We start from the raw sequence: 24,932 nt of genomic DNA on the forward strand, positions 1-24,932 counted from the left end.
ACTCTCTTTTCATTCTCTTACTTTAAATCCATTTGAGCATAAGGAATATCATATTCAGATGCACGGGGGTTAAAATCTTTCAAATATTTATGGTAAATAACGTTATTCGTTTCATATGAAATTGGATAGAATAATGCTTGGTCATGGAACATTGTTAAAATATCTTTATACAATTGCACACGTTCCGCTTCATCTGTCCCAATTAATAATTGATGGATTTTGTCATCAATTTGTGCTGCATTTTCTAGGCCTAATTTCGCTTCATAAACGCCATTTGCATTCGGTGTTGCTGATTCGTTTGCGAAGCTGTGTGGATCTGTTGGTGGACCGTTTGTGCGCCAGAAATTAATATCTACTTGATTATCCATTAATTTTTGGAGCCCTACCATTACATCAGCGCCTTCAAGGTTTAATTGAACGCCAATTTTTGCTAATTCCCCTTGCATTAATTCTGCCATTGGTTTTTGGATAGCGTCTGTGGCAATATAGATTAAATCTAATGTAAGAGATTGCCCATTTTTGGAACGAATTTTATCACCATTTTTTAATGTCCAACCTGCTTCATCTAATAACTGTTCGGCTTTTTCTGGATTAAATAGTATTGGTTTTAACTCAATGTTGGCATATGGAATAGCATCCCAAAACAGCGTATTGGCAACTTTTTCTGTACCATGGGTAATACTTTCAACCATTTGTTCTTTATTAACAGCGTATTGAAAAGCCTGACGTACTTTTAACTCTGCTAAAGGACCAGATTGTGTATTCAAAAGTAATGCACGTGTAGATAAAGGTTCAGATACTGCCGTTTTGTATTGACCGCTGTCTTTTAAGAAAGTGTGGTTATCTAAGCTAATAATGCCACGACCATAAATTAAGTCTAATTCTTCATTTTCAAATGCCAGTGAAATAGATTCTGAATCTGGTATAATTTTCACTTTCACTTTGTCTACCAGTGGCTTTTCACCCCAATAATGTTCGTTGCGGCTAAAAAGTGCATACTGATCTTTTTTATATTCGGTTAATACCCATGGACCTGTTCCAACCGGTGCTTTAATACCCTTGTTAGTTGTATCTCCCTCAGGGAATCCGTTTTCCCCTAAAAAGCGAAATGGTCGCACAAAAGCAAGTTCATTTAACACAGGATAATAGGGCGCATCTAATTGTAGACGAATTGTATAGTCATCTTCTTTCACAACATTAACAATATGATTCACCATCCCCATCCAGGAGTGTGTATCACGATCTGCTAAAACTGCATTAAAATTTCGAATAACATTATCTGCATTAAAAGCTGTCCCATCAGAGTATTTTACATCTTGTCTAAGATGAAATATGTAAGCTGTTTTATCGTCAGAAATTTCCCAGCTCTCCGCTAATTTCGGCGATATTGTCCCGTCATCGTTATATTCTACCAATGATTCATATACCATTGCTTGCGCAGTCATCTGGTTTGGTAAATAAGTATGCGGATTTAAAGGCCCTATATCTAATGGCCAGCCGATTGTTATCATTTTTCCTTCGTTATTATTTTTGTTAGAAGTTTTACTTTCATTACCTTCACTCGAGTTTGAACAGCCTGCTATAATGGTTAACATCAGTAGTAGAATGAAAGGTACTAATTTTTTAAAAAATATCATTATGATTGCTCCTGTCTATTCTTGGGTGTTAGAAAATTGAACTATATATGTTTCTCTACCAAACTTCTAACTTGAAACTCAAAGTAGCTCTTTGTTTTCACCTCACTTTGATATAAATTACTAAAATTAGAAAAATGCATAAAAAAAATCCTTATTCCACGTGAATAAGGATAGAAAAACTCATTAATAAAAGCCTTCCATCCATCTCCCTATCTTTCGTAGATCTACAATGAATCTTACTACAAGCAGGCATTCTGGCTTATGAATCTTCATTTTGCTTCACCTTCCCAAGTACTTACTCAGTGGTATTTGAAACAAAACTCCTCATTTACAGCTGCGGGACAGCATGGGATTTACACCCATTTTCCTTTAAATTAAGTGAAAAAGTTTTTTCACTCAAACTTGTAATGAACCATATTAAATTGAATATTAAACATAACACGCTTCAAAGATACACGTCAATTTTATTTTCTGAATATAATAAAGTTTTGCGATTTTTAAACAAAGATATTTATGTATATTCCACAAAAAAGCCATCACACACTAGTGCGATGGCTACACTTCTATCGTTGATGTTTTTTTAACATTGATTTTGTAAATTCCTGAGACTGTCCCTTTGGAATACTTAATGTTTGCCACTCCGAGCCCTTTATTAGCTTAGCGATGTAAACGATCTGACCGACATGTTGTGAATAATGGGACATTTGTCTTTCAATCGCATCTATCACGGAAAGCTGTTCTCCCCTTATCGTTACAAACCCTTGTAAATCAGCTTCCGTTAATTTTTGTAAAGCATCTAAAAATACTTGCCAGCCCTTTTCCCATACTGACATAACTTCTTCTTTTGTTTGAAGGCTAAACGTAAATTCCTCATCGCGATTTCTCGTTGCTTTCTCACCATCTGTCGTTAAAAAGTCAGTCCATCTTGATATCATATTGCCACTAACGTGTTTTACTATAACGGCAATGCTGTTGGATTCTTCGTTAAAAGCCCAATGCAGTTGTTCGTTATCTAGTTGTGAGAGTGTTTTATCCCCTTGTTCTTTGACACTTCTAAATCTTTTTTGGACAACATGTAAATACGTTTGCGCTACCGTCATTGTTGAATCCCCCATCCTCTTTTCTACTATTTTAATATAAACAGAATGAGATGTGCCAATTTGGTAACTAGTTGTTGCTAAAAATAAAGTATTACTTACTCACTGGGGGTTTTTTTTTACCACTGATCGCTAACCCTCACCAATCGAGTTTTTACAGGCAGTTTATCTTCCACCTTACTTCTTTGCGTTCTCTGAATTTATGTGCGGGATAAATTCCCTTGCAAGAGCAATCATTTTTTCTTGTACTTCCTGTTGATCACCATTTAATTGATAGCCTATTTGATATACATAGCCATTATAATACGTATAAAATTCATTGGCTCTTGTACTCATTTGATAAATACGCTTGTCTGCCTCATCATAATAATAGTATACATACGCGAAACCTTTATCTGGTGTCATCGCACGAAAATACAAAGGATTCATAAAGTTCAAACCTACATTCGTGATTTCCCCTAAAAATTCCTGACTTTCTTCCGTAACTTTATAGTTTACAGGATTATGATCTACATTTGTTACCGTCAAATTAATATATTGTCGATCTACTCCAGTGAGAGACTTTTCTTTATAACTAAATTGAAATTGCTTTTGCAGACTACCATCTTGCATATCTGACGTTACCGCATAGACCTCTTGTATATTTGATTTAAATGGAAGATCATCAGGGTCTATTAAATGAACAGCATTTCCCATAGTAGCCGCCGCTGCTTGCATAGCCTTGAAGCCTTGAAGCGGTGCATAAAATTTGATATTTTCGCGGTGAATAAATTGATCTGCTATTTGAAAATACTGACTGAACGTTGTCTCTGTTCCTTCAACTTCTGTTTGAAATAAATCGGTGAATGATTGTTTTTCTTCTTCATGAAGTATTTCTGTCGTTAAATGGTCCATCGGCTTCGAAGCTTGCCATGCAATAAATAGTAAGATAGAACATGTCATCATGACGGCCAGTGCACGATGCGGCCAAAGGTTTTTTGATGGATACGGCTCTTGCTGAACTTGTTGTCGAACCTTTTGAATGATTGCTTCTTTATGTGCTGAGACATCCTTCAATACATGCATTGTATGTTTATCCATGGAAAAGTACCTCCCATTCAATATGCTGTAAGTCTACTTTTAATAATTCCTTCCCTTTCTTTAAACGAGATTTCACGGTACCCTCAGGAATTGCCAGTAGCTCTGCAATCTCCTTAATCGTCATCTCCTCCAAATAAAAATAGACAATTGCTTCACGTTGTTTTATTGGTAATCGTAAAATGGCTTCATCTAAAAGAGCTTGTTCATCTTGACGAATAAGTGTATCTTGGAAAACAGTTTTTTGTTTGGCAAAAAAATTATGCTGAAATGTAATTTTTCGATAAGCCCAGCTTTTTAAGTAATCCTTACATTTATTAATGGTCATGCGTGCTAAATAAGCCTTCATCTCTCCTCTTTCTTCATAATGCTTTTGGTGATGATAAAATTTAATAAATACATCTTGAACAATATCCTCAGCTATTCGTAGATCTTTCGTATAGTAGTAAGCGATTCGAAATAAATGATCTGTATGTAGTTCCATTAGTTGCTCTAAATATTCTGTATCAGTCAAAATCTTTCCCTCCTTCTACACTATAAACGAGGCTACAATTATAAAAGATTATTTTTCAACAAAAAAAACCGTCTCTTCATTAATTGAGACGGTTTCCTACTATCCATTATAAATTTTCATCAATATATGTTTCTATATCTGACGCAATCGTGTCAATAGGGACATCCTCTGGATTCTCTGCATATCCTGAATACATTTTTACAATTACCCCATTTTTATCAACTAAGAAAAATTGATTTCCATGGACGACTTGGTCGCTGTTAGGATCATTTCTGACGATTATTTTTGTTGATTTTACAGCGAACTGCTCGATATATTTTTGTGAATAACCAGTAAGTAGGTTCCATTTTGATTGATCTGGAACATTATATTTTTTCAAATAATCAGCTAATACTTCTGGTTTATCCACGTCAGGATCAACTGAAAACGCAACAATATTATAATCTTCCACACCTTTTTTCTTCAGCTTCTCTTGAACTTGCGTCATATTATAAGACATGGGTGGACAAATTGAGGTACAATTCGTGAAAATATACATACCAATCCATGGTTTTCCTTTTAAACTCTCTAAAGAAACTGTTTCTCCGCGTTGATTGACATGTTCAAAATCTGGTAATTCCATGTTATAATCTGCTTTAAACTTCGAATTTCCACACGCACTAAGCACAGCTGCTAATGCAAAAAGTAGAACTAGTCCAATTATTTTATTTCTCATCTTTAACACGCTCCCTACTTACACTATCCCCATCCTATCGTACGATGTAACTATTGACAAGGACACTCAAGTGACAGCTTTCGTACATCTTTGTGAAATCGATTTCACTTTAAGGAAACAAGTGCATCATGAATGGCATCTAATTTCACTTCTACCCGGTGCAGTAAATAAAACGACACTAAAATAGGAAAACCGATATCCGATATCATGTTTAACCATTGTTCCATGTTGGTCCCTCCTTCGCTGCTAGATAAATAAGACTGATATTGCTGAAAATGGTCCTTGCAGTACTCTGCAAAGACCATTTCTTGGTTATTCGATCTCTAAATCAAATTCTGTTACTTGACGATCAATGATGCGAGCCCCACTCATTGCAACCAGAGCGCCAGCTTGTCCATCAAAAACGTTTTTAGCGATGATCGTTTGCATGACCTTTTGAATTTCTTCCGCTGTTACCTTTGGCTTCGGTGCATCAATCGTAAATGATGCTGTTTTCCCTGCTGCTGTTTCAAATTGCAGCTCTAAAACTTGTGTCATACCTTTCCCCCCTTAGGATAAATCTGTCGTTTCTTGTTTTACAATGCTGTCTAGTGCGTGTGAAGATAGACTTGCAATGGCATTTGCTACAGCTACTAAATCCTCTGCCTTATGCGAGCTGTTCAAATTGCGGTACGTTTTTGTTGTGAATAGAGGCTCGTTTTGAGCATTCTGTCCAGCGACATACTTTAAGCGCACTGTAGCACCTACGAAATTGACTTTTGTCATGGAGGTCACCTCCTTTCTTACACAATATATACAGACTTATTGCTAAAAAAGGGACATTTAGGATGAATTATTTTATGTAAGCTTTTATAATAGAGTGAGAGAAGGCAAAGAGGTGAACGATTTGTTAAGTGGTTGGTTTTTATGGTTTATCCTATTTTGGGTAGTTGTACTCATTTCATTAATGGCGATTGGCGGATTTTTCATGTTCCGCAAATTTTTAAAGGCATTACCGAAACAGGACGGTAAATCTGATTTAGATTGGCAAGAGTATTATTTAGATAGAACCATTCATTTATGGGGACAACCTGAAAAAGAGCTTTTATATGAACTTGTAAGCCCTGTACCTGAGCTATTTAGACAAGTAGCAAAGGAAAAAATTGCAGGAAAAATTGGGGAGCTTGCTTTAGAAGAAAAGGCATCTGCCATTAACCATGATTTAATTATTCGTGGTTATATTCAAGCAACGCCTAAGCGCGACCATAAATTTTTACGTAAGAAATTAGATGAAATGCAAATTGACATCGCTCCATACGAACATCTATTTGAATGAAGAAACGCTGCACAGAATCGTTGTGCAGCGTTTTTACTTCCTTCCTTTCTTTCATTTGGACAACTCCTTCCGTCGCTTCGGCAATTCGATCCGTCGCTCTTGGCTTTCTATCCGTCGCTCGGCTTTCTATCCTTCACTCTGCCTATTTCTTCCGTCGATTTTGTCTTTCTTTCCGTCGTTCGGACGACTCTTTCCGTCGCTTTTACTTCTATCCTGCACTTTGGCTCTTTCATCCGTCGCTTTGGCTTTTCTTTGCGTCCCTCTGGGGGCTATCCACGACTTTGACTGTTCTATCCACGATTTTGGTGGGTCTATCCACGATTTCGGCTTTTCTATCCACGTTTTTTTCTTCTCTATCCACGACTTTTGCTTTTCTATCCGTCACTTGGCTCTTCTTTCCCTCGCTCTGGTCTTTCATTCCGTCGCTCGGACGACTCTTTCCGTCGCTCTGACTTCTATCCTTCACTTCGACTCTTTAATTTGTCATTTTTGCCTATCGTTCCGTCATTTGGACGACTCTATCCGTCACTCGAACCGCTCAATCATCCATCAACCAAACTACGCTCAACAAAAAAACTACACTAGATAAAATCTCTAGTGTAGTTTTTCCATCACATATTCTTCAGCGGAATTGTTTTTTTGATTTTTATAAATTGAATAAGCATTGCGATTCGCCAAGGGAGTAACATCGCGAACGCTAAAATCCAAAACATTCCTGCTAATTCACCAACGTCAATGGAGCTACTTAATATCACTTTTGCAATTACACGGAATACTAACAGTCCGATTAATATAAAAACGAATGCTTTTGAACGTTTTAAATAAATATCTTGACCTTTTACTTCAAATTTAGAAGTGGCAATTAAGATTGTTGAGAACACCATGCCAACTGCTGCCGCTTCCAAAATTTGCATGGGTGGCACTCGAAATTGTTCGAATAAAAACATTAACGCACCTGAAGACATCGCAATAGGTGGAATGATAATTTTCTTCTCATTTGTCGGTTTCTTAGACGCTCGCATACGTATAACCATGACAAAGGTACCCATAAAAATGGCCATTATGGTAGAACCTATTACATAATATTGAGAAGGGATATCGCTAAACATAAAATTTCCTCCTCTAATGTCATTAACAATTTTGTCCAAGCAATTGATCAACTACAGCTTTTAATCTTTCTGGCTCGAAAGGCTTTGTCATAAAATCCTTTGCACCACTTTCAATTGCTTCCACTATTAACTTTTGTTGCCCTAAAGCTGTAATCATAATTATTTTTGCATCTGGAAATTCAGGGATGATTTCTTTTACTGCTGCAATACCTGTCATAACGGGCATTGTTACATCCATCGTTACAAGATCTGGTTGTAACTCACGATACATAGCCACAGCTTCCTTACCATTTGCAGCCTTACCAACTACCTCATAACCCCATTCAGTAAACATATTACTTATTGCAACACGCATAAAGAGCGTATCATCCACTACTAAAACTGTAGGCACATGTTCATCTCCCTTCACGTTAAGGTATCGTATGCCACTTTAGTGTAGCAAATTAGAAGCCTGTAAATCCACCAAAAATAGGCTCTAAAATGCGTGTTATATACGTTAATCCATCAAAGAATAACAATACACCAACGGCAATCATAATATAACCGCCGATTTTCACAATTTTTTGGCTGTGTGTTCGAATCCAAGTCATACGTGCTATAAAGAAAGATAACACGAAGAACGGAATCGCAAAGCCTAAGAAATAAGCTAACATATAGCTGAAACCTGAACTTGGATTTGCACTAGCTAATGCAATAATCGATGCTAAAATTGGGCCAGTACATGGCGTCCAGCCAGCCGCAAAGGCTATTCCGATAAATACTGATCCCAAGTAACCAGATGGGCGGTTTTTAAATTGGAATTTTCGATCCTTCATTAAGAAGTCAATTTGTAGTAATCCCACAATCATTAAACCAAATACTACGATTAAGATGGCACCAACCTGACGTAATAATGTTTGATAATTAAGGAAGAACTCCGCCGCAAACGATGTCCCTAGTCCAATCATAATAAAGATAATTGAAAATCCTAGTAAAAAGAAGAGGGTGTGCAAAACAGCACGTTTTTGCATCATACCTCGTTCCGCTTTTAGCTCATCTAATGTCATCCCCGTTATGTATGATAAAAATGCGGGATATAACGGTAGAGTACATGGTGAAATAAAGCTTAAAAAACCTGCACCTAAAGCTAAAAATAAGTTAATATCAGTTTCCATATTTTTTCACTCGCTCCTTACAGTTACTGCCTCCATCGTACCAAAAAACACTGTAAATTGCGCCCTTCCTGTTTGTGAACGTTTCATGGCAAAAAGATGATCAAAAAATGAAGTTCTATCATACTAGTATACAAATTTAATGTTCAAACTTTATTACATCAACGTATAGTTGTTCATGTACTTTTGCATTATGCGCTCCCCTTATATTATCTGTCAACAAAATTCATCATTATTCTGCATTCCAAGTTATGTATTTCTACACATATCCAAAGGACACTAGCGCAGAGCTTTAAAGCAGGTGCACAGCTTTTTTGTAGAGTATTTTTGAATATTGACATGAAGTACCTATTTGAGCAAATTGCCTCCTGTATCAACTTTAAACAGGACCAAGTAAATCGGCAGATATCGAAATGATTCTTATTGTTGGTGTACATGGGCCAATGAAAGCTAATTATATTGTGATTGAGGATCAGTAAATCCATTACGCCTGAAGGCTTTATGTTCATTCAGCAGATAAATCTTGTTGAATGAACATAAACCAGGCATACTTCACATTATGAAGAAATGCCTGGTTTTATTATCTAATGATATATGCAAAGTGATACATTAATTTGTTACACTCTCAGTTTCTACCTTTTGTTCATAAAACTCTGGATGTGCTTCTTTTAAGACAGATGTTCGTAGCATAACTAGTGATATCGTTACGATAATTCCACTTGTGACAAGTAAAATAACCGTTGCCGGGAATGCATCGTATAAGATGCCGTAAACAACCATACCGATAGGCATCATTGACATGGCCATTGTTTCCAATAATCCTAATACGCGTCCGCGATATTCTTCCGAAATTAGCTTTTGCATATATACCATAATCGGCATGTTAATCCCCATCTCAAAAATAGCGAAAATAAAGTAAATTACAATATAAAAGATAACCATCGTTAAATAGGATAAATTCGTTATTAATGGAACAACCGCCAGCCCTAAACTGCTAGCCAGCAGCAATAAGCTGATTTTAGCAAAACGCAGTGGCGCCTTTACCTCTGCCCGTGTTGCGAAATAGACGGAAGCAACAAGCATACCAACTGCACCCGAGGCCTCTACAAAACCAAAATGAGTTGATTTTACTTTTAATAATTCAATAATAATGTAAGTCCCCCCTACAACGATGGCAGAGAAAAACAAATTAATCCATAACGAAACCCACATAATTGTTTTTATTACTCTTTGTTGCTTAATATAACGAAAGCCACTAGTAAGCCCAGCCCACATCTTTTCCTTCTCTGCCATTTTATCTCTTGTACTATAAAGATTAAAATTCATTGTGGCCTCTAAGCAAAACGTAATAACATAGGCCACCATATGTACAAGTAAAAATGCTTCCATGGAGAAAAATCCATACATCATTCCACCGATTACTGGTCCTCCAATTGCTGCGATGGACACTGACATTTGATTAAATGACATTGCTTTTTGTAGGCGTTCTGGATCTACTAGTGTTGCGATTGAGGAAGAAAATGTTACACCCGAAAAGGCTGCGCATATTGTATTAAAAACTGTTGCAATATAAATAGCATACACCGACAAACCGACCATTTCTGTATAAAGTAGTAACCCAACAACGGTCAAAATTGTACCTGCTTGCGCTACTAAAATTGTACGTTTCTTTGAATAATTATCAGCTACATAACCAGCCAGAGGCGCGACCAATGCACGAGGTAAAATGGAACATATCATCGTTGTCGCAAAACTCATCGCTGACCCTGTCAGTGCTAAAATATATAAACCTATCCCAAATGATAAAACATGAGACCCTAACTGCGAGATCATTTTGCTGGCTGTAAATGTCCATAAATGATACGTTGCCTTTTTATACTTTTGCGCTTCATTCATCGAAAATCCCCTCCGTATTTTAATTAGGTTAAAAAGTTTAATTTGATTAAACAAAATATAACATAGCTACTACTTTTCACGCAAGCAAAAGTTTAATATAATTAAACAAAATAATATTACTCACTTTTAATGAAAAAGGAGGCAAGGCAGTGAACTCTTTAGGCACACGAATTCGTAAAATAAGGAAGGAACAAAAATTAACATTAGAGGCACTTGCCGGTGATCGTCTAACAAAGGGCATGTTAAGCCAAATTGAAAATGATAAGGCCAAGCCTTCGATGGAAAGTCTTGATTATATAGCGGAACGTTTAGGTGTCAAAGCAAGTGAATTGCTTGAACAAGTAACACCTTCTTCCATACGTCATCTTTTAGAGCAGGTCGAAATTTTATTTGCTGAATTAAAACTTGGTAATACAGATAATGTACAGCAAATCGTAGAGATGATTAAGCCTTATATAGAAGATCTTTCGCTTAGTTATGAGGCAGGGCGTTTACTGTATATATATGCAGCAGCACAACATCATGCGAGATTAACGACATGGGCATCACCGCTTCAACAGGCACGCGTTATGTTTAAAGAAATTAATTTACTAAGCCATTGGTTTGAAACTTATATATTAGAGTTGGGCATATTATCGGAAGAAAGAAACTACAAAATGGCTTATTCTTGTATTTTGCAGGCGAAAGAAGAGGCTGCGTATGAAAATTACCAATTAGATTCACGAGATACTGTGAAAATGGCTTATTATATTAGCGTTTTTCAGTTAGCAATTGGTGAATATGAAGAAGGTAAACAGCTCATTTATGAGACGATTACCGATGCACATAAAAATCAATTTTACTCTTATATAGATGATATGTATCGTATTGGGGGATTTTGTGCCATGATTGACCATGATTTCGAGCAAGTAGAGCATATGCTGAAGAAGCTTGAGCAGTATCGGGTTTTTGCGGAACAAGTGAGTGTGGATGCTTTAATTTTCGTATTAAGAGCGCATTATTATAACAATTACAAGCACGATTATCAGCAGGCACTAGAGGAAATAGAGTGTTTTGGTACACTTATGAATGATAGCTCGGTTATTTTCGACAAAAACTTATACTATTCAGAAAAAGGGAAATCCTTATTTTTACTAGGTCAATATGAAGAAGCTAAGGAAGTATTTAAACATTTTACAAACATTCCCCCACCCATCTTACATCCATTTGACATATTAAGCTTTAATGAGTGCTTTACCTATAAAGCCCTTTGCTATGCACATTTCGGTGAGTTAACAACTGCCTACGAAATTGCCAAAATGGCCTATACGGATTCTCAAGATTTAATCGATCTACCTTATAAACAAAAAATTGAAGAAACTTATTACTCAATTAAAGCACAAATAAATTCGGTTCAATAAATAGTTAGGGATTGCATTTAGACATATGTGCAATCCCCTTTTTTTAGCTCAATTTATCATTTCTAATTTCCTTCTGTATCTTGCGAAGGGCTTTTTTCGAACCACGCTCTATATCATGCTGAAGTTTTCGATCTTTATAATCCACAAATAAACTCTCTACATCATATCCTTCTGGGTATAGTTCTGTTGCCGGTAGCTCTAATGCCAGTCGCTTAACATTTACCTTTATGAATTCTCTCTCATAGAACACGACAACATTATAGAAATTATCCATCTCTTGATAAACGATTCCAACGTCATCATGATCTAACAGCTTTACACGATCTCCCTTTTTAAATTCATACTTTTCTTGTGTTCTCTCCTTCTCAATCTTAGGCTTTCTGATTTTACTATCATTTACTCGTTCCATCAGATAATCCTTATTAGCAATATAACCTTTCGCTCTTTGTAATACCGTTTCACGTATATTCATTTTCTTAGAAATCCATAGAGCATTACTCTCTCCAGATGTTCCGATCACTAATTTGTATAATGGTTCCAATGTTTCACTATTAAAACGCATAGCCGCATTCATAAAATCACTATGCATCTCAGAGAAACGCTTAATTTCTCCATAATGAGTTGTCGCCACTGTGATACAACCCATATGATAGAACTCCTCCAAAATGGAAATGGCCAGCGCTGCCCCTTCATTTGGTTCCGTACCGCTACCTATTTCATCAAATAGCAAAAGAGTATTATTATTGGATGCCCTCATAATATCCGAAAGGTTTTTCATATGGGATGAAAACGTACTTAGTGCATTTTCAATACTTTGATTATCACCGATGTCTACAAAAATATGATCAAATACAGCTATTTCAGTCCCTTTATCCGCAACAATATGGAAGCCTGACATTGTAGCCAATGTTAACAAGCCAATGGTTTTTAGGACAACTGTTTTTCCTCCAGCATTCGGTCCTGTAATGATTAAGCTGCGATAGTCTTTACCAATTTCAAAATGAAGTGGCACCACCTCACCTGTTAACAGTGGGTGTTTACAATTGATGAGCTTCACATAGCCAATATCATTTAAACTTGGTTCTACGCCTCCAATATGCTTGCTGAACTTGGCTTTAGCAAACACCATATCATATTGGCTAATCAACTCCATATTGATGTTGATTTCACGGATATGTTCCATCAGGAGCCCCGATAATGTCGCCAATATCTGATATTCCTCCACCTCTTCCTCTGCCTTCAAAGTGGCCAATTCCACATTTAATTTAGCGATAGCACTTGGTTCCATAAAGACCGTTGCACCTTTTGATGAAATCTCTACTACTGTCCCTTGCACATGATTTTTATAGGACGCCTTAATAGGAATCGTGTATCGATCATCCTTCTTACTTATAAAAAACTCCTGGATATACGTTTTATTTGCATTATTATTTAAAAACTTTGCTAAGCGGTCTTTAATTTTCTCCTCTGTCGTTTCGATATGATTTCGGATACGCTTTAACTCTCTACTAGCGGCTGAATCTACACGATTTGCTTTAATCGCAAAGTTAATCTCCTCTTCTACACTTTTAAATTCAGACATCGAATTAGCATAGGATGCAAGTACTGGTGCAAAAAACTCTTTTTCCAGCATAAATTTTTTAATTTTTCTACAGCCTCTTAAAAAGTCAGAGATGCTAACTAATTCACTAGGGTCTAAAATAATCCCTTTTTCAAGTTTTTTAATCGTATTATCAATATTGGACACCCCTAAAAACGGGACATGACCTTCCGCATCTAAAATTGCTCGTGCCTCAGTCGTTTCATTCAAACGATTTTTAACAACTGTCAAATTTGGGCTCGGCGTTAATTTATCTAACAACTGTTTACCTAATCCACTAACACAGTATGATTTAACGATATCCTTCAATTCATTGTATTGTAACTTCTCAAAAGTAGTCTGATTCATTGTTAATGTCTCCTCACTGTGATTTTCTAGAATCATTCATGAAGACACCTACTCATTAGATAGCAATGATTTTATATTCAAATCAATTATGCCTCGGCATAATTGCGTCCGGAATCGGCTTTGAGCTTAGGCCTGCGTGATGCAGGTCAGTTAGCCGTTATCGCATGGATGCGATGATTTTAGGCTAACATCCTATATTGAACTCCTCTCCGATTCTGTGACATCCGCCGGAGGCTTTAACTTCTTCCAGCGGGTGTTTGGGCACCCGCTGAAAGAAGTTAAAAAAGACAAAAAAGCTGTGGGAGAACCCACAGCTTTCACATTACAAGGCATGTGTAAAAAGCATCTTGAAAAAGACCTCATCAAAGTGAAGCACATTCAGACCATTACACGCTTTATAAAGTATAGTAGGTATCTTCATAGGTATCGAAATAAACCCACGACTAAATAAGGGGTCAGTTTATGACGCAAATCCCCCGTCGTCAATTAAATTTATTTCATATAATTTTTCCTATTTAGAACCTACCGCACTCATTAAAAGCACCTCTCATTAATTATCATTGTTATCTAATTTGTCATTATCTTACTATATGCTGGTGAAAAAGTAAAGGTGTTTATGTTTGTTACGATTTTAAACTTGAGGACTACAAAAAAAACGAGTTAATCTACAATAATGTAAGGTTACTTAATCAATTTTTGAAATTGATAAAAAGTATTCTAAAACAAATAAGCGAAACTGCTTAGCAATTGGCGTAAAGTAGCGATTTTCGGACCAGGCTAATCCAATAGTGCGTTGACAAGCTGGATCAACTATTCGAAGTTTATGCGGAAACTACCCTTATTTGGGTACTTATGGTAATTCAGAAACGAAAGCAACACCTAATCCTTGCCTAACTAAGTCTGAAATAACAGTGGATTCGTCACCTTCAAAAGCGATATTTTGGACAAATCCTTTAAATATTGACGAACATCCCACTGCTCTCTAACAACGGTGTTTCAACCTCAACACCGAGCTTTTTTAATAGTTTAGCAATGGTTAGCATAGCACTTTTAGAGTTTATTTTCGCTTCTATGTAATAGATTTCACCTGTTAAAATAGATTGGTACTCACGAATGGTAGTAAATTTTCTTCTATCCAAATGGACTGGTTGCATCGCTATTGCATATCGTTTTCCACGGTCACCGCTCCCAAGAATAATACCTTCATCAACAAGTTGTCTTAATGGGAGACCTTGTTCCTCAATCCATCGTAATGTCTTATTCCAAAGTTCCGGAACATTTTCGCCATTTATGACCATTTCATTTCCTTCATGCGTAATGATAATGGTTAGCTCGTCCCATCTTTTATGGATAGTTCTTTGGTATGGAGAGGAGAAATTCCATAATTCATCTACATCATTTTCTTCATCTAGGATCCATCGAATCGTTCTAAACACATCACCGTATGTTTCTGTTATGACCATCTTTACATAGTCTCTTTCGTCACTGTCGTCTTCGTTGGATATTTTCGTAATTGCTTTAATAACATCTTCAAATCGGTCGTATATAGAGCGAACCAAAATTCTTTCTTCTTCTATGGTAGCTAGTTTTTCACGTTTATTTTTATATGGCATCCGTAACGCGTCTACATACTGTTGAATAATGGATTTGGCATATATATTTAAGTCCGGATTATCCAAACAAGGCATTAGAACGATGTCTACTAATTGCTGATAATCAATTCCAATCCATCTAGAACTCCCAAAAGTCGCTTCATTCGATTCTTTCATTTGGCTTTTCGGGACTAACCCAACAAGTAAAAACTTATCATCTTTAAAAGTCTCCTCAAATTTTCGTAAGTATTTATCGCATTGATTTACGTCCACTCTTGCATATACCTTTTGTTCTACAGCGAGGATTAATTTTCGTTCATTAGTTTTCTCTTTTTCATCAACGATATTTACTTTGAAAAAGACATCAAGCCTTCCTTTTTCATCATTTTTCTCCGATTCTTCCTCTGCTTCATATATATCTAGTTTATTTATATCCTTTTCTGCGATTACCTCAGGACTACGGAATTGATTTACATTTAGCATAGCAATATCGGTAATATCATCAATATTTTCATCAGCCGACTCTGCTACAATCATTAAAAATCTTTGAAAAGGATAATAGCCTAACATATGTCTCTCTGTCGGATTTAAAAGCCACGATAAAAACCTCGAATGCCAAGTTTCAAGATGAGTCGCTCCGACAACATGAAACACATTCGGCCGATCAATCAAAAATTTTAACGCAACAAAATCTTTATCCATTGTTAGTTCATAAAGCATCCGTTTAAGGGATTTCATCACATATTTCCTCCTACTAATTTTTTTGTGTAAATAGAAAACATATAAAAAGGAAGTCCATTTCTTATATAATTTAGTTACTACACACAATTCGCTGAAAAAAGGACTTCACTTTGAATCAGTTTACTATAGCTGCTGTTAATGGCATACCGGGAAATTGTAGATACATACAGCTCTTGAGTCAAATTTATATCCCGTGAAAGGAAAAAAACTCTCCGGCGCACACATCAAAATTTTTATAAGTTGGTAATCCGTTCAACAAGCCCTAAATCGTCGGAATTTTTTTTGCCCTACGATTTCTATTAGGAAGAAGGAATAATAATAGAAAACCGTGTTCCCTTTCCCTTTTCACTTTTTATTTCTATATCTCCGTTTAATCCTTTTACAATACTGTATGCAATCATCGTACCTAGCCCGGTTCCCTTTTCTTTTATAGAATAAAACGGCATAGCGATTCGATTTATCTCCTCACAAGACATTCCAATTCCTGTGTCAATAATATCAATCACAATATGATTCTTTACCTTTTTCACATTAATTCGGAGCATCCCTCCATTAGTCATGGCTTCAATCCCGTTCGTTGCAATGTTAATTAAACACATTTTTAGATTATCGGTGTTGGCATATATATAATAGGGACATTCATTATCGCTTTCAACTTTAACATTACATTGGATGGCGATCGGTAAAATAACCTCTATTACTTGCTCAACAATTGGTCTAATATCTAATAATTCTCCTGCAACATTTTGTGGTTTTATAAGGGACAAATAATCGTTAATAACGAGTTGCGCTTTTTCTAACTCCATTAGCATGACTTGCAAATAGTCATCCTTTTGTGTTTCAGAGATTTCGTTTTTACTAAACATCTGCATAAATCCATATACCGTAGTCAACGGGTTTCTTATTTCATGGGCTATAGACGCTGCTAATTCACAAGTCACCATAAATTTTTCTGCACGGTGAATTTTTTCTTTCATTTTAAACCTTTCTATCATTCCTTCAATTAGATACAGAGACAATAAAACAGTCAGAATATTGATCACTATATAATTGAATAAAAAGTGAATAAAATCAGGTTGAACTTTATCGTTTATCCGTATTTGGTTCATTAAAGCGAAGATAGAAAAGGAAATAGTGCAAAGAGACATAAGCAATAAGCTGAATAATATTTTTCTTTTTTTATAATAACCAGCAAGAAAATATTGGGATACCATAGTAATGGAAGTGGCCATAAAATATACAATAACTGCAGGGTAGACTCCGTCTCCGCCTAAGTAAAAACGGTAAGAAACAAATATAACAGTAATAAAAATGAAACTCCTAAAACCACCATAGAGAACAGCTAAAAGGATTGGGATAAGCCGTAAATCATATATGTATCCATAATCAAACTTAAATGGGAATGCCATACAAAGCGCAACCGCAATGGATGAAAGAAAGGAAATTAATATAGTATTTCGCGCTTCTTTTCCATCTTTATCTAACCAAAATATTTGATAGAAAAAAATACAAATGATAATAATGAATGCATTTAATAATAATGTCGTTATCCCCATGATCAGCGCCCCTAAATTGAGTAATAAGTGTTAGAAAAGTGATAAAATACAAAAGGTTAAGATAATTATAAACAGTTTTTCGTATAAAAAAAGAAAGATGTTGAAAAAAGTGTCAAAAAAAAAAAAAAAAAAACAGTTACTCTCTTCTCATTCCTAAAAGACTACTACTCTCTTAATCGATTGTTCAACTCCCTATCTCCAACCTTGTCGTTTTTAATTAAATAGATAGGATTACTTTTTTTGCTTACTTTATCTTTTACATCACACAATAAATATTTATAGTAAAACAATTAAGATACCTCTTTAATTTTGATAAGCCTTTAATGAAAATTGACTTCAAACATAACGTTATGAGAATACACAATTATACTTCCGCCTAGCGGTGACAAGTAAAATACAGCCACGAAAGGTTGCTTGTTACTAGAAAGAAGCCAGGACAATAAAGCCTAGCTTCTTTTTATATAACATTGATCTAGCAATTATCGATATTATGATGCCAAAGCTCGTTGGCTATCAATTGATCAAAATAATTAGGAAGAAATACAAGCTGCCAATTATCATGATAAGCTGTAGGGACTTTTTTCTACGGTGATGTCCGTTTACATATCAAGTCTGGTTTGTTACACGACGGAAGATTTTTTTTGCACTTTCAGTTGCTCGCCAATATCCGGATAAAGCAAATGCATTACTCCTCCGCGAGCTGTTGATGTTATTGCCATTCCCGACCACATCAATCATTCAAATGAAAATGATAATTATAATCATAATCATTACTTTTTAAACTGATTCTTATGTGGTGAAAATGCCATTTTCAAGGGTCTGCTCAACCTTTCTTCACTTTTACTAATCTCAATTGATGGTTTCTCTACGTGTGAAACGCTAGGATACTGCTCATGTCTAAAGAAACATGGAAAGGCAAAAAGCTCTTTGAATTCCCTCGCATCGCAGGGATTTTTCAAAGAATACAAAAAAGTAGTACAAACCGATGGCATGGTTTGTACTACTAACATTCGTATATTTACTTATGCAGATTTATGATGAGCCCTTCTCGTTTCAATGATTTTCGATCCTGAAAACAGTAGTAGGGCTGCCCAAATAATGCTAAATGCCAATAGCTCTATTTGACTAAACGGTTCCTTATAAAGCACGATCCCTAAAACTAACACAATCGTTGGCGATACGTATTGAATAAAGCCTAATAAATAGAGTGGAATATTTTGTGCACCTTTCGCAAATAAAATTAACGGTACTGCTGTTACGATACCGCTCACAATCATAAGGATGTCTGTCTTCCCATCAACATGTAAAAATGAAGCTTGATTCGTTGTAAAGAGATAAACATAATAGCCTAATGCAAACGGTAGAATAAATAACGTTTCAATGGCTAGACCCCTTGTCGCGTCAAGTTTAATTTTCTTTTTCAGAACTCCGTAAATAGCGAAGGATATAGCAATAAGAAGTGCTACCCATGGAATTGATCCATAATTAATCGTTAAAATAATGACAGCAATAAAGGCAATTCCGGTAGCTGCCCATTGCGCACGACTAAGTGCTTCATTAAAGAAAACAACCCCAAAAATCACTGACAGTAAGGGATTAATATAATAGCCTAAGCTCGTTTCAATTAAGTGATTATGCGTCACTGCCCAAATATATAAAAACCAGTTCATCGAAATAACAAGTGAAGCCCCAACAAGCTGCCAAAAATGCTTTTGGTGTGACCACAAATATTTTAAGTCTGCGAGAAGTTCCTTACGCATTCCAAATACTATTACTGCTAGTACTGTAAAGACAAAGGACCAAATGACGCGTGATAATAAAATTTCCATACTCGGGACATGCTCAAGTAATTTCCAATAAAGCGGGAATGCCCCCCAAAAAGCATAGGCTAAAAAAGCCGCCAAAACCCCTTTTTTCTCATTTGACATTGCCTCTAACTCTCCTACTCCATATAAATCTATACGATATTTCGTCATATTACCATTTAAAGAATAGACTAATTATAGGACTTTGATTGGGAACTGTAAATGCCAAGTTTTAATAAATCGACATTAACAAAGTTACTCTTTCATTTCAGATTCAAGTTCAGAAATATATTTGCGCACCGTACTGTAGCTAATATCAGGATTAATTTGACGTTTAATGCGAATGTGAATTTCTTTAATACCAACACCTTGCTCTCGCATATCGCGAATCATAGATTTTAAAGGACCTGACAGGGATTCCTTTGACAAAGCAGTATATTTACTTAATTCAATTAATAGCTCTGTATTTTGTTGCCGAATCTCCTTGAGCTCATTTACAACACAATTATATTCTGTTAACTTTTTTTGTAAGACGGCGTTTTGCTGCTTTATTTTTTGCATGTCTTCCACAAGCTCTAAATTTTGTTTCTTTAAAATTTTCCTCTCTTGCTCTAAAATGGTGTGCTTTTCATCTAAATCTATATGCATGACATTGTACAGCTCTTCTATATGCGTTAATTCATGGTAGCGACTTTTTAACACGAGCATTAGGTTTTCTGTCGTATTAATCACAAGCGCTCCATCCTTTAAAGGTTCACAGGATAATGAAGTAGGATTTATTTTGCTCATCATCTTATATTAACTCCATGATTGATTATTTTATGTAATCGAATTGCATTGTTTAGCATCTTTCCGCTTCCTTCTTCTTTGATAATCATTCTCATTTAACTTATCATAATGAGGAATTTCTGTTTTGTCAAAAAAAAAAATCTTCTTGCAAGGAAGATTGCAAGAAGATTCACGATTACATTTTTTTCAGTTTTTCGTATTCAAGCTGCAGACGTTCAATACGTTTACGGCCTTCCTCACGATTTCTTGCTGTTTCTGCTTGAATTTGCTTCGTTTCTTGAATACCAGACATAATTGTTTGCCATGTCGTTTCAATGGTTTCGATTTTAATGCTTGGACTACCAGCCGCACGCGCGATATTAACGCTATTTTTACTAATATTTTCTGCATTTCGTACAAGCATTTCATTCGTACGACGGTCTAATTCACTCATTGAATCAGAAATAAGCTTTTGGCGCTTTAACGTCACCGCATGAATAAGTCCTTGCTTGAATATAGGAATTGTCGTTACAAACGCAGAGTTAATTTTAGCAATTAAATGGTTATTTCCTTGCTGCATTAATCGAATTTGTGGAGCAGACTGGAATGAAACTTGTTGTGCCATTTCTAGATCATATCGACGTTGTTCTAGTAAATCAACGGCACGTACCATCGTTTCATATTCCATTGCTGCTAATTGATCGCCAGTTTGTGCTTTTTGTTCTAGTGCTGGTAATGATGAACGTACTTCATCTGTTTTCACTTCAATTGCTGCAATAAATTTACTTAACGTTTGGAAATAGTCTAAGTTTTGATCATATAAATTCTCAAGATCAATCGTATTTCGTTTCATTTCACCTTCGTATTTTTGAACCTCATGGAAAATAACATCAACTTCTTTATTCATGCTGTCATATTTGGATAGAAACTTTTCTAATTGTTCCTTTCCTTTACTGAACAGTTTCGTAAGGAAGCCACCTTTTTTATCCTCCGCAAAATCTTGAGGATCAAATTTATCCATAATTCTATTTAAATTATTTAATAATACACTCGATTCCTCAAGCTTACTTGTTTTCATCGTTGCTAGCATTTTATCTGAAAAGGTAGAAATACCATTCGCCGTTTCTTTTCCAAGCTCTAGCATAGCAATTTGGTCTTTCACATCAATTTTTTGTGCTAATGCATGAACCTCTGGATCTTGTTTTAATTTAAGTTGGTTCTGTGCAATTTGTGATAACTCTTGCTCAGAAACAAGTACTGGTTTTTGCTCTTTCTCCACCTGTAATAATGGATTAGGTTGTAATAATGGATTTTCTGATGCGAATGGATCCTTTGATTTTAATAGGTCGTTGTCAAATTCAGACATAAAGTTTTACCCCCTGCGATTTATCTCTTTTACTTACATACGATTCCAAGCTGAAAAAGTTTCATTTTACTCGAGCCTTGCTAAATAAGAGTTACTAAAAATAGAGGAACCCTCGTGATGCTGTAGTTGATTCTCTTATGTTGTAAGGCGTTATATAGATGCTTTTTTTATAAAGCTTCAATACTTGTTTGAGATAACAGAACGTCACTCTCTACTATAAATTATAGCTTGTTTCATTAGGAAATTCGACTGAATACACGAAATACTTTACATTATTTTCTAGCATTGTCATATCCATACTAAAAAAGCAGCTACTTCATGTAGCTGCTTTCATCATCATGTTGTCACTTTTAGTACTGTCTTAATTTTTTGAATAACGCCACCTGAACTATAAGTTAGCACGCTGCGTTTATAGAATGATATGCTGAATAAGTAAGCCACAATAATTGTTGCGATTAAAATACCTAACGATAAAAGTGGTACCATTAAGCCTATATCAGTAGCCCCAATACGCATCGGCATAATCATTCCAGATGTAAATGGAATATACGAGAATACCTTAATGATAATTGTATCTGGATTACCCATTCCCGTTATCATAACGTAGAAACCAATGATAGTAATCATCATGGCTGGCATTAATACTTGACCTGATTCTTCAACTTTAGACACTAATGAACCGAATAATGCCCCAACAATTAAATAAAGAATAATTGTTAATAGTAGGAATAGAATGGCGTATATCACATAACCTATCGATAATTCTTTAACAATGCTAGCTGCCATATCCCAAATAACACCGTTCTTCGCAAATTTCGCATAGATTAGGGAGACAACAGTAATAATACCCATCTGTGTTAATGCGAGTAATAGCACACCAGCAATTTTTGCTTTAAAATGGGTAGCTGGCTTGACACTAACAAGCAGCATTTCCATTGCACGTGAACCTTTTTCAGTAGCAATTTCCGTTGTAATCATAGATAGGAATGTAGAAATAAAGAAATAAATTAAAATACCAACTGCATAAGATACAAATAGTCCTGATTGTTTTTCTTCTTCGCTTTTACCACTTGAAGACTCTGTATTTAAGTTTTTATCAGTAATAATCGTTTTTGCATTCATAATTTGAGCTGCTTGGTCTGGTGTTAGTGATAACTGTTGTACAGCATAATTTTGACCAGCAAGTTGCAGTATCGAATTTATCGCGCCTTGATCATTTAATTTCAAAGGAGTGAAAGTGGCAATTTCAGCATGTAGCTGACCTTTTTGATCTGTTATTTTAACGATTGCATCTAGCTTTTCATCTTTGACCTTTTTCTCTAGCTCCGATATATTCGATTCATTTTGTATAAATTCCATATCGCCATTAGATACAAAGAGACCACTTAAATCAGCTGTTGTTTCGTTGACAATTGCAATTTGTTGCGCATGATCATCACCTGTAAAAAGCTCTTTAATATCTGACCAGAAAACTGCAACGGACATCCCAAGTATATAAATGACTGTCATTACAACAAAGGATTTTGATTTTATTTTTGATTTGTAAAGCTGTTTCATTAATAAATTAAACTTCGACAACGTTGCCACCTACCTTATCTTTAAAGATTTCATCTAATGATAAATAATCTAAGCTGAATTTTTCTATATATTTACCATTGGAAAGCTTCTCGAAAATGCTTTGTGCATAACTCTCATCCTCTAGAGTGAGCACAGTTTGCTCTTTCTCCACTCGAACATCTTTGACTCCCTCAAGCGTCAACAGTTGAGTTGTCGACCACTCTGTACGTACTGCCAATCTTGTTTTTCCGTATTGTTTCTTTAAATCTAGTAGACTACCTGAAAACAGAGAGACTCCTCGTTTTAATAGACAAAGATGATCGCATAGTTCCTCTACATTATCCATCTGGTGACTAGAGAACAAAATCGTTGTGCCCTGTTCTTTTAAATGCAATATTGCATCTTTCAGTAAATCTTTATTCACAGGATCAAGTCCACTGAATGGTTCGTCTAGTATTAAGAACTGCGGTTTATGAATAAAGCTAGCAATCAGTTGCACTTTTTGCTGATTCCCTTTTGACAAAGTTTCAGCCTTATCTTTCCGTCTTTCTTCGAGCTCAAATCGATTAATCCAATAATCAATCTCCTTCTTTAACACCGACTTCTTCATGCCACGTAGCTCGCCAAAAAAGTAAAGCTGATCCTCTACCTTCATCGTCGGAAAAATGCCTCGTTCCTCTGGTAAATAGCCAAGTACATCACGGTTGATGGCATTAACGGGTTTGCCATCCCATGTAATCGTACCAGCCGTTGTCTCCTGTAAATCTAAAATCATTCGGAACGTCGTTGTTTTACCAGCTCCGTTTTGTCCAATCAGCCCAAAAATCTCCCCTTTTTCAATCGTAAAATTCAGATTATCGACTGCCGTAAAATCTTTGTATTTCTTTGTGACACGCTCTAATTGTAATGTCATCTTTTTTCCTCCTTACCCTTCAAATATATGTAATTCGCGTTGTAGTCCTTTTTTACGTCTTTCAACTTTAAAAATCTGCATACACATGATCATTACGACTCCAAAATTTAACAACGAACTTCCCGTGTTTAAAAATCTTTCTGTTGATTCACCAAGTCCAATATAAAGATTGATAAATCCAATTAATAGATTAAGAAATGTTATTGATATAAAAAGACGGCTTATTGATTTTAAATACTGTATTTTCGAAGAACTATCTGAAAATAATTCAAATGGACCTTTGGATTTCTTTTTGCGGTAATAAGCCCATCCTCCAAACTTTGAAACAAACTCAATATTCATCGTCTCTAAAAATTCAAAGTAGTCTTGGTTTTTATTTTTGACTAGTTCATTGCGATAAATATATTGTCCAGGTTCCCCTTTTTCAAAAATAAAGTAACCCAACATTGTACGCTTTAGATGCCAACCTTGTTCCGCCATATCATTAACCCATGCTTCTTCTTGTTCATAATCAAGGAAAAAACGATATACTCTTTTTTTCATAAAGTCCCACCTCCCATCTAAATCTTATAAAATTGATGTGAACTCCTGTTTAAATATGCGCCTTAATAGTAGTCGTTATAACGCTGCATTCTTTCGACTAATTGTTAGATTTTTCTGATTTCCCGGAAAATAATTTTGAATATTCATCTCATCTGAAGCTTTTTATCAAACTTGGTATAGTTAAAATGCAACTAGCTTTGTCGGGCATTTCACTCAATATCACACGGGTTAT

At 35.6% G+C, this 24,932-nt stretch carries 25 protein-coding genes, 1 pseudogene and 1 riboswitch; of the genes and pseudogenes, 4 read left to right on the forward strand and 22 right to left on the reverse strand.

The window, feature by feature from the left end:
• Positions 1 to 17: 17 nt before the first annotated feature.
• From nikA to ACQKMI_RS05165, 8 genes are all read right to left on the reverse strand, one after another.
• Positions 18 to 1,637, reverse strand: coding sequence for a nickel ABC transporter substrate-binding protein (gene nikA / locus ACQKMI_RS05130; RefSeq protein WP_427487603.1), 1,620 nt, complete (start codon positions 1,635 to 1,637; stop codon positions 18 to 20).
• A gap of 227 nt (positions 1,638 to 1,864) precedes the next feature.
• A riboswitch (cobalamin riboswitch) is annotated at positions 1,865 to 2,058 on the reverse strand.
• Between the two features lie 142 nt (positions 2,059 to 2,200).
• Positions 2,201 to 2,737 (reverse strand): DUF1572 family protein, encoded by a 537-nt coding sequence (locus tag ACQKMI_RS05135; RefSeq protein ID WP_427487604.1) that lies wholly within the window; start codon positions 2,735 to 2,737, stop codon positions 2,201 to 2,203.
• A gap of 174 nt (positions 2,738 to 2,911) precedes the next feature.
• Positions 2,912 to 3,814, reverse strand: coding sequence for a hypothetical protein (locus ACQKMI_RS05140; protein ID WP_427487605.1), 903 nt, complete (start codon positions 3,812 to 3,814; stop codon positions 2,912 to 2,914).
• Positions 3,807 to 4,325: an RNA polymerase sigma factor gene (locus ACQKMI_RS05145; protein WP_427487606.1), complete on the reverse strand. Its 519-nt coding sequence runs from the start codon at positions 4,323 to 4,325 to the stop codon at positions 3,807 to 3,809. Before ACQKMI_RS05145 ends, ACQKMI_RS05140 begins: the two co-directional genes overlap by 8 nt.
• A 106-nt stretch (positions 4,326 to 4,431) precedes the next feature.
• Complete coding sequence (locus ACQKMI_RS05150) at positions 4,432 to 5,040, reverse strand: SCO family protein (RefSeq protein ID WP_427487607.1); 609 nt, start codon at positions 5,038 to 5,040, stop codon at positions 4,432 to 4,434.
• Between the two features lie 104 nt (positions 5,041 to 5,144).
• Complete coding sequence (locus tag ACQKMI_RS05155; RefSeq protein ID WP_082337366.1) at positions 5,145 to 5,267, reverse strand: YvrJ family protein; 123 nt, start codon at positions 5,265 to 5,267, stop codon at positions 5,145 to 5,147.
• An 85-nt stretch (positions 5,268 to 5,352) separates the two neighbouring features.
• Positions 5,353 to 5,577: a DUF2922 domain-containing protein gene (locus tag ACQKMI_RS05160; protein ID WP_427487608.1), complete on the reverse strand. Its 225-nt coding sequence runs from the start codon at positions 5,575 to 5,577 to the stop codon at positions 5,353 to 5,355.
• 12 nt (positions 5,578 to 5,589) lie between these two features.
• On the reverse strand, positions 5,590 to 5,805 hold the full coding sequence (locus tag ACQKMI_RS05165; protein ID WP_427487609.1) for a DUF1659 domain-containing protein: 216 nt from the start codon (positions 5,803 to 5,805) through the stop codon (positions 5,590 to 5,592).
• Between the two features lie 121 nt (positions 5,806 to 5,926).
• On the opposite strand from ACQKMI_RS05165, the gene ACQKMI_RS05170 reads away from it, so the two are divergent.
• Complete coding sequence (locus ACQKMI_RS05170) at positions 5,927 to 6,355, forward strand: DUF2621 domain-containing protein (RefSeq protein ID WP_427487970.1); 429 nt, start codon at positions 5,927 to 5,929, stop codon at positions 6,353 to 6,355.
• A gap of 229 nt (positions 6,356 to 6,584) precedes the next feature.
• On the opposite strand, the gene ACQKMI_RS05175 is transcribed toward ACQKMI_RS05170, so the two are convergent.
• The 4 genes from ACQKMI_RS05175 to ACQKMI_RS05190 form a co-directional block, all read right to left on the reverse strand.
• Positions 6,585 to 6,773: a hypothetical protein gene (locus ACQKMI_RS05175; RefSeq protein WP_427487610.1), complete on the reverse strand. Its 189-nt coding sequence runs from the start codon at positions 6,771 to 6,773 to the stop codon at positions 6,585 to 6,587.
• A gap of 193 nt (positions 6,774 to 6,966) precedes the next feature.
• Entirely contained in the window at positions 6,967 to 7,464 is a 498-nt protein-coding gene (locus tag ACQKMI_RS05180) for a cytochrome c biogenesis protein CcdC (RefSeq protein WP_323646450.1), read from the reverse strand.
• A gap of 22 nt (positions 7,465 to 7,486) precedes the next feature.
• Positions 7,487 to 7,873, reverse strand: coding sequence for a response regulator (locus tag ACQKMI_RS05185; protein WP_323646451.1), 387 nt, complete (start codon positions 7,871 to 7,873; stop codon positions 7,487 to 7,489).
• Between the two features lie 34 nt (positions 7,874 to 7,907).
• A complete protein-coding gene (locus ACQKMI_RS05190) occupies positions 7,908 to 8,618 on the reverse strand; it encodes a cytochrome c biogenesis CcdA family protein (protein ID WP_427487611.1) in 711 nt (236 codons plus the stop codon).
• A 351-nt stretch (positions 8,619 to 8,969) separates the two neighbouring features.
• Between ACQKMI_RS05190 and ACQKMI_RS05195 the strand changes: the two are divergent.
• Positions 8,970 to 9,094: pseudogene (locus ACQKMI_RS05195) on the forward strand (LUD domain-containing protein); the annotation flags it as partial.
• Between the two features lie 130 nt (positions 9,095 to 9,224).
• On the opposite strand, the gene ACQKMI_RS05200 reads toward ACQKMI_RS05195, so the two are convergent.
• Entirely contained in the window at positions 9,225 to 10,511 is a 1,287-nt protein-coding gene (locus ACQKMI_RS05200) for an MFS transporter (protein ID WP_427487612.1), read from the reverse strand.
• 149 nt (positions 10,512 to 10,660) lie between these two features.
• Between ACQKMI_RS05200 and ACQKMI_RS05205 the strand changes: the two genes are divergently transcribed.
• Entirely contained in the window at positions 10,661 to 11,911 is a 1,251-nt protein-coding gene (locus tag ACQKMI_RS05205) for a helix-turn-helix domain-containing protein (RefSeq protein ID WP_427487613.1), read from the forward strand.
• Between the two features lie 43 nt (positions 11,912 to 11,954).
• Here the strand turns inward: ACQKMI_RS05205 and ACQKMI_RS05210 are convergent, their stop codons facing one another.
• The 3 genes from ACQKMI_RS05210 to ACQKMI_RS05220 form a co-directional block, all read right to left on the reverse strand.
• Positions 11,955 to 13,859 carry an endonuclease MutS2 gene (locus tag ACQKMI_RS05210; RefSeq protein WP_427487614.1) on the reverse strand — a complete coding sequence of 635 codons (1,905 nt, stop codon included), beginning with the start codon at positions 13,857 to 13,859 and terminating at the stop codon, positions 11,955 to 11,957.
• A gap of 953 nt (positions 13,860 to 14,812) precedes the next feature.
• Positions 14,813 to 16,189, reverse strand: coding sequence for a PD-(D/E)XK nuclease family protein (locus tag ACQKMI_RS05215; protein ID WP_427487971.1), 1,377 nt, complete (start codon positions 16,187 to 16,189; stop codon positions 14,813 to 14,815).
• Between the two features lie 302 nt (positions 16,190 to 16,491).
• Positions 16,492 to 17,748 (reverse strand): ATP-binding protein, encoded by a 1,257-nt coding sequence (locus tag ACQKMI_RS05220; protein ID WP_427487615.1) that lies wholly within the window; start codon positions 17,746 to 17,748, stop codon positions 16,492 to 16,494.
• A 466-nt stretch (positions 17,749 to 18,214) separates the two neighbouring features.
• Between ACQKMI_RS05220 and ACQKMI_RS05225 the strand changes: the two genes are divergently transcribed.
• Positions 18,215 to 18,340 (forward strand): response regulator, encoded by a 126-nt coding sequence (locus tag ACQKMI_RS05225; RefSeq protein ID WP_427487972.1) that lies wholly within the window; start codon positions 18,215 to 18,217, stop codon positions 18,338 to 18,340.
• Between the two features lie 430 nt (positions 18,341 to 18,770).
• Here ACQKMI_RS05225 and rarD read toward each other — a convergent pair whose 3' ends face one another.
• The 6 genes from rarD to ACQKMI_RS05255 form a co-directional block, all read right to left on the reverse strand.
• Positions 18,771 to 19,676, reverse strand: a complete 906-nt coding sequence (gene rarD, locus ACQKMI_RS05230) for an EamA family transporter RarD (protein WP_427413164.1) — start codon at positions 19,674 to 19,676, stop codon at positions 18,771 to 18,773.
• Between the two features lie 132 nt (positions 19,677 to 19,808).
• On the reverse strand, positions 19,809 to 20,345 hold the full coding sequence (locus ACQKMI_RS05235; protein ID WP_427487616.1) for a hypothetical protein: 537 nt from the start codon (positions 20,343 to 20,345) through the stop codon (positions 19,809 to 19,811).
• Between the two features lie 172 nt (positions 20,346 to 20,517).
• Positions 20,518 to 21,687 carry a toxic anion resistance protein gene (locus ACQKMI_RS05240; RefSeq protein WP_427487617.1) on the reverse strand — a complete coding sequence of 390 codons (1,170 nt, stop codon included), beginning with the start codon at positions 21,685 to 21,687 and terminating at the stop codon, positions 20,518 to 20,520.
• Positions 21,688 to 22,023: 336 nt separating this feature from the next.
• Positions 22,024 to 23,265, reverse strand: a complete 1,242-nt coding sequence (locus tag ACQKMI_RS05245; protein ID WP_427487618.1) for an ABC transporter permease — start codon at positions 23,263 to 23,265, stop codon at positions 22,024 to 22,026.
• Positions 23,252 to 24,157, reverse strand: a complete 906-nt coding sequence (locus tag ACQKMI_RS05250) for an ABC transporter ATP-binding protein (RefSeq protein ID WP_402929427.1) — start codon at positions 24,155 to 24,157, stop codon at positions 23,252 to 23,254. Before ACQKMI_RS05250 ends, ACQKMI_RS05245 begins: the two co-directional genes overlap by 14 nt.
• 12 nt (positions 24,158 to 24,169) lie before the next feature.
• Entirely contained in the window at positions 24,170 to 24,700 is a 531-nt protein-coding gene (locus tag ACQKMI_RS05255) for a DUF2812 domain-containing protein (protein WP_427487619.1), read from the reverse strand.
• Positions 24,701 to 24,932 lie beyond the last annotated feature (232 nt).

Origin of the sequence: Lysinibacillus sp. NPDC097214 (genome assembly GCF_050277945.1) — a bacterium.
Lineage (GTDB): Bacteria > Bacillota > Bacilli > Bacillales_A > Planococcaceae > Lysinibacillus > Lysinibacillus xylanilyticus_B.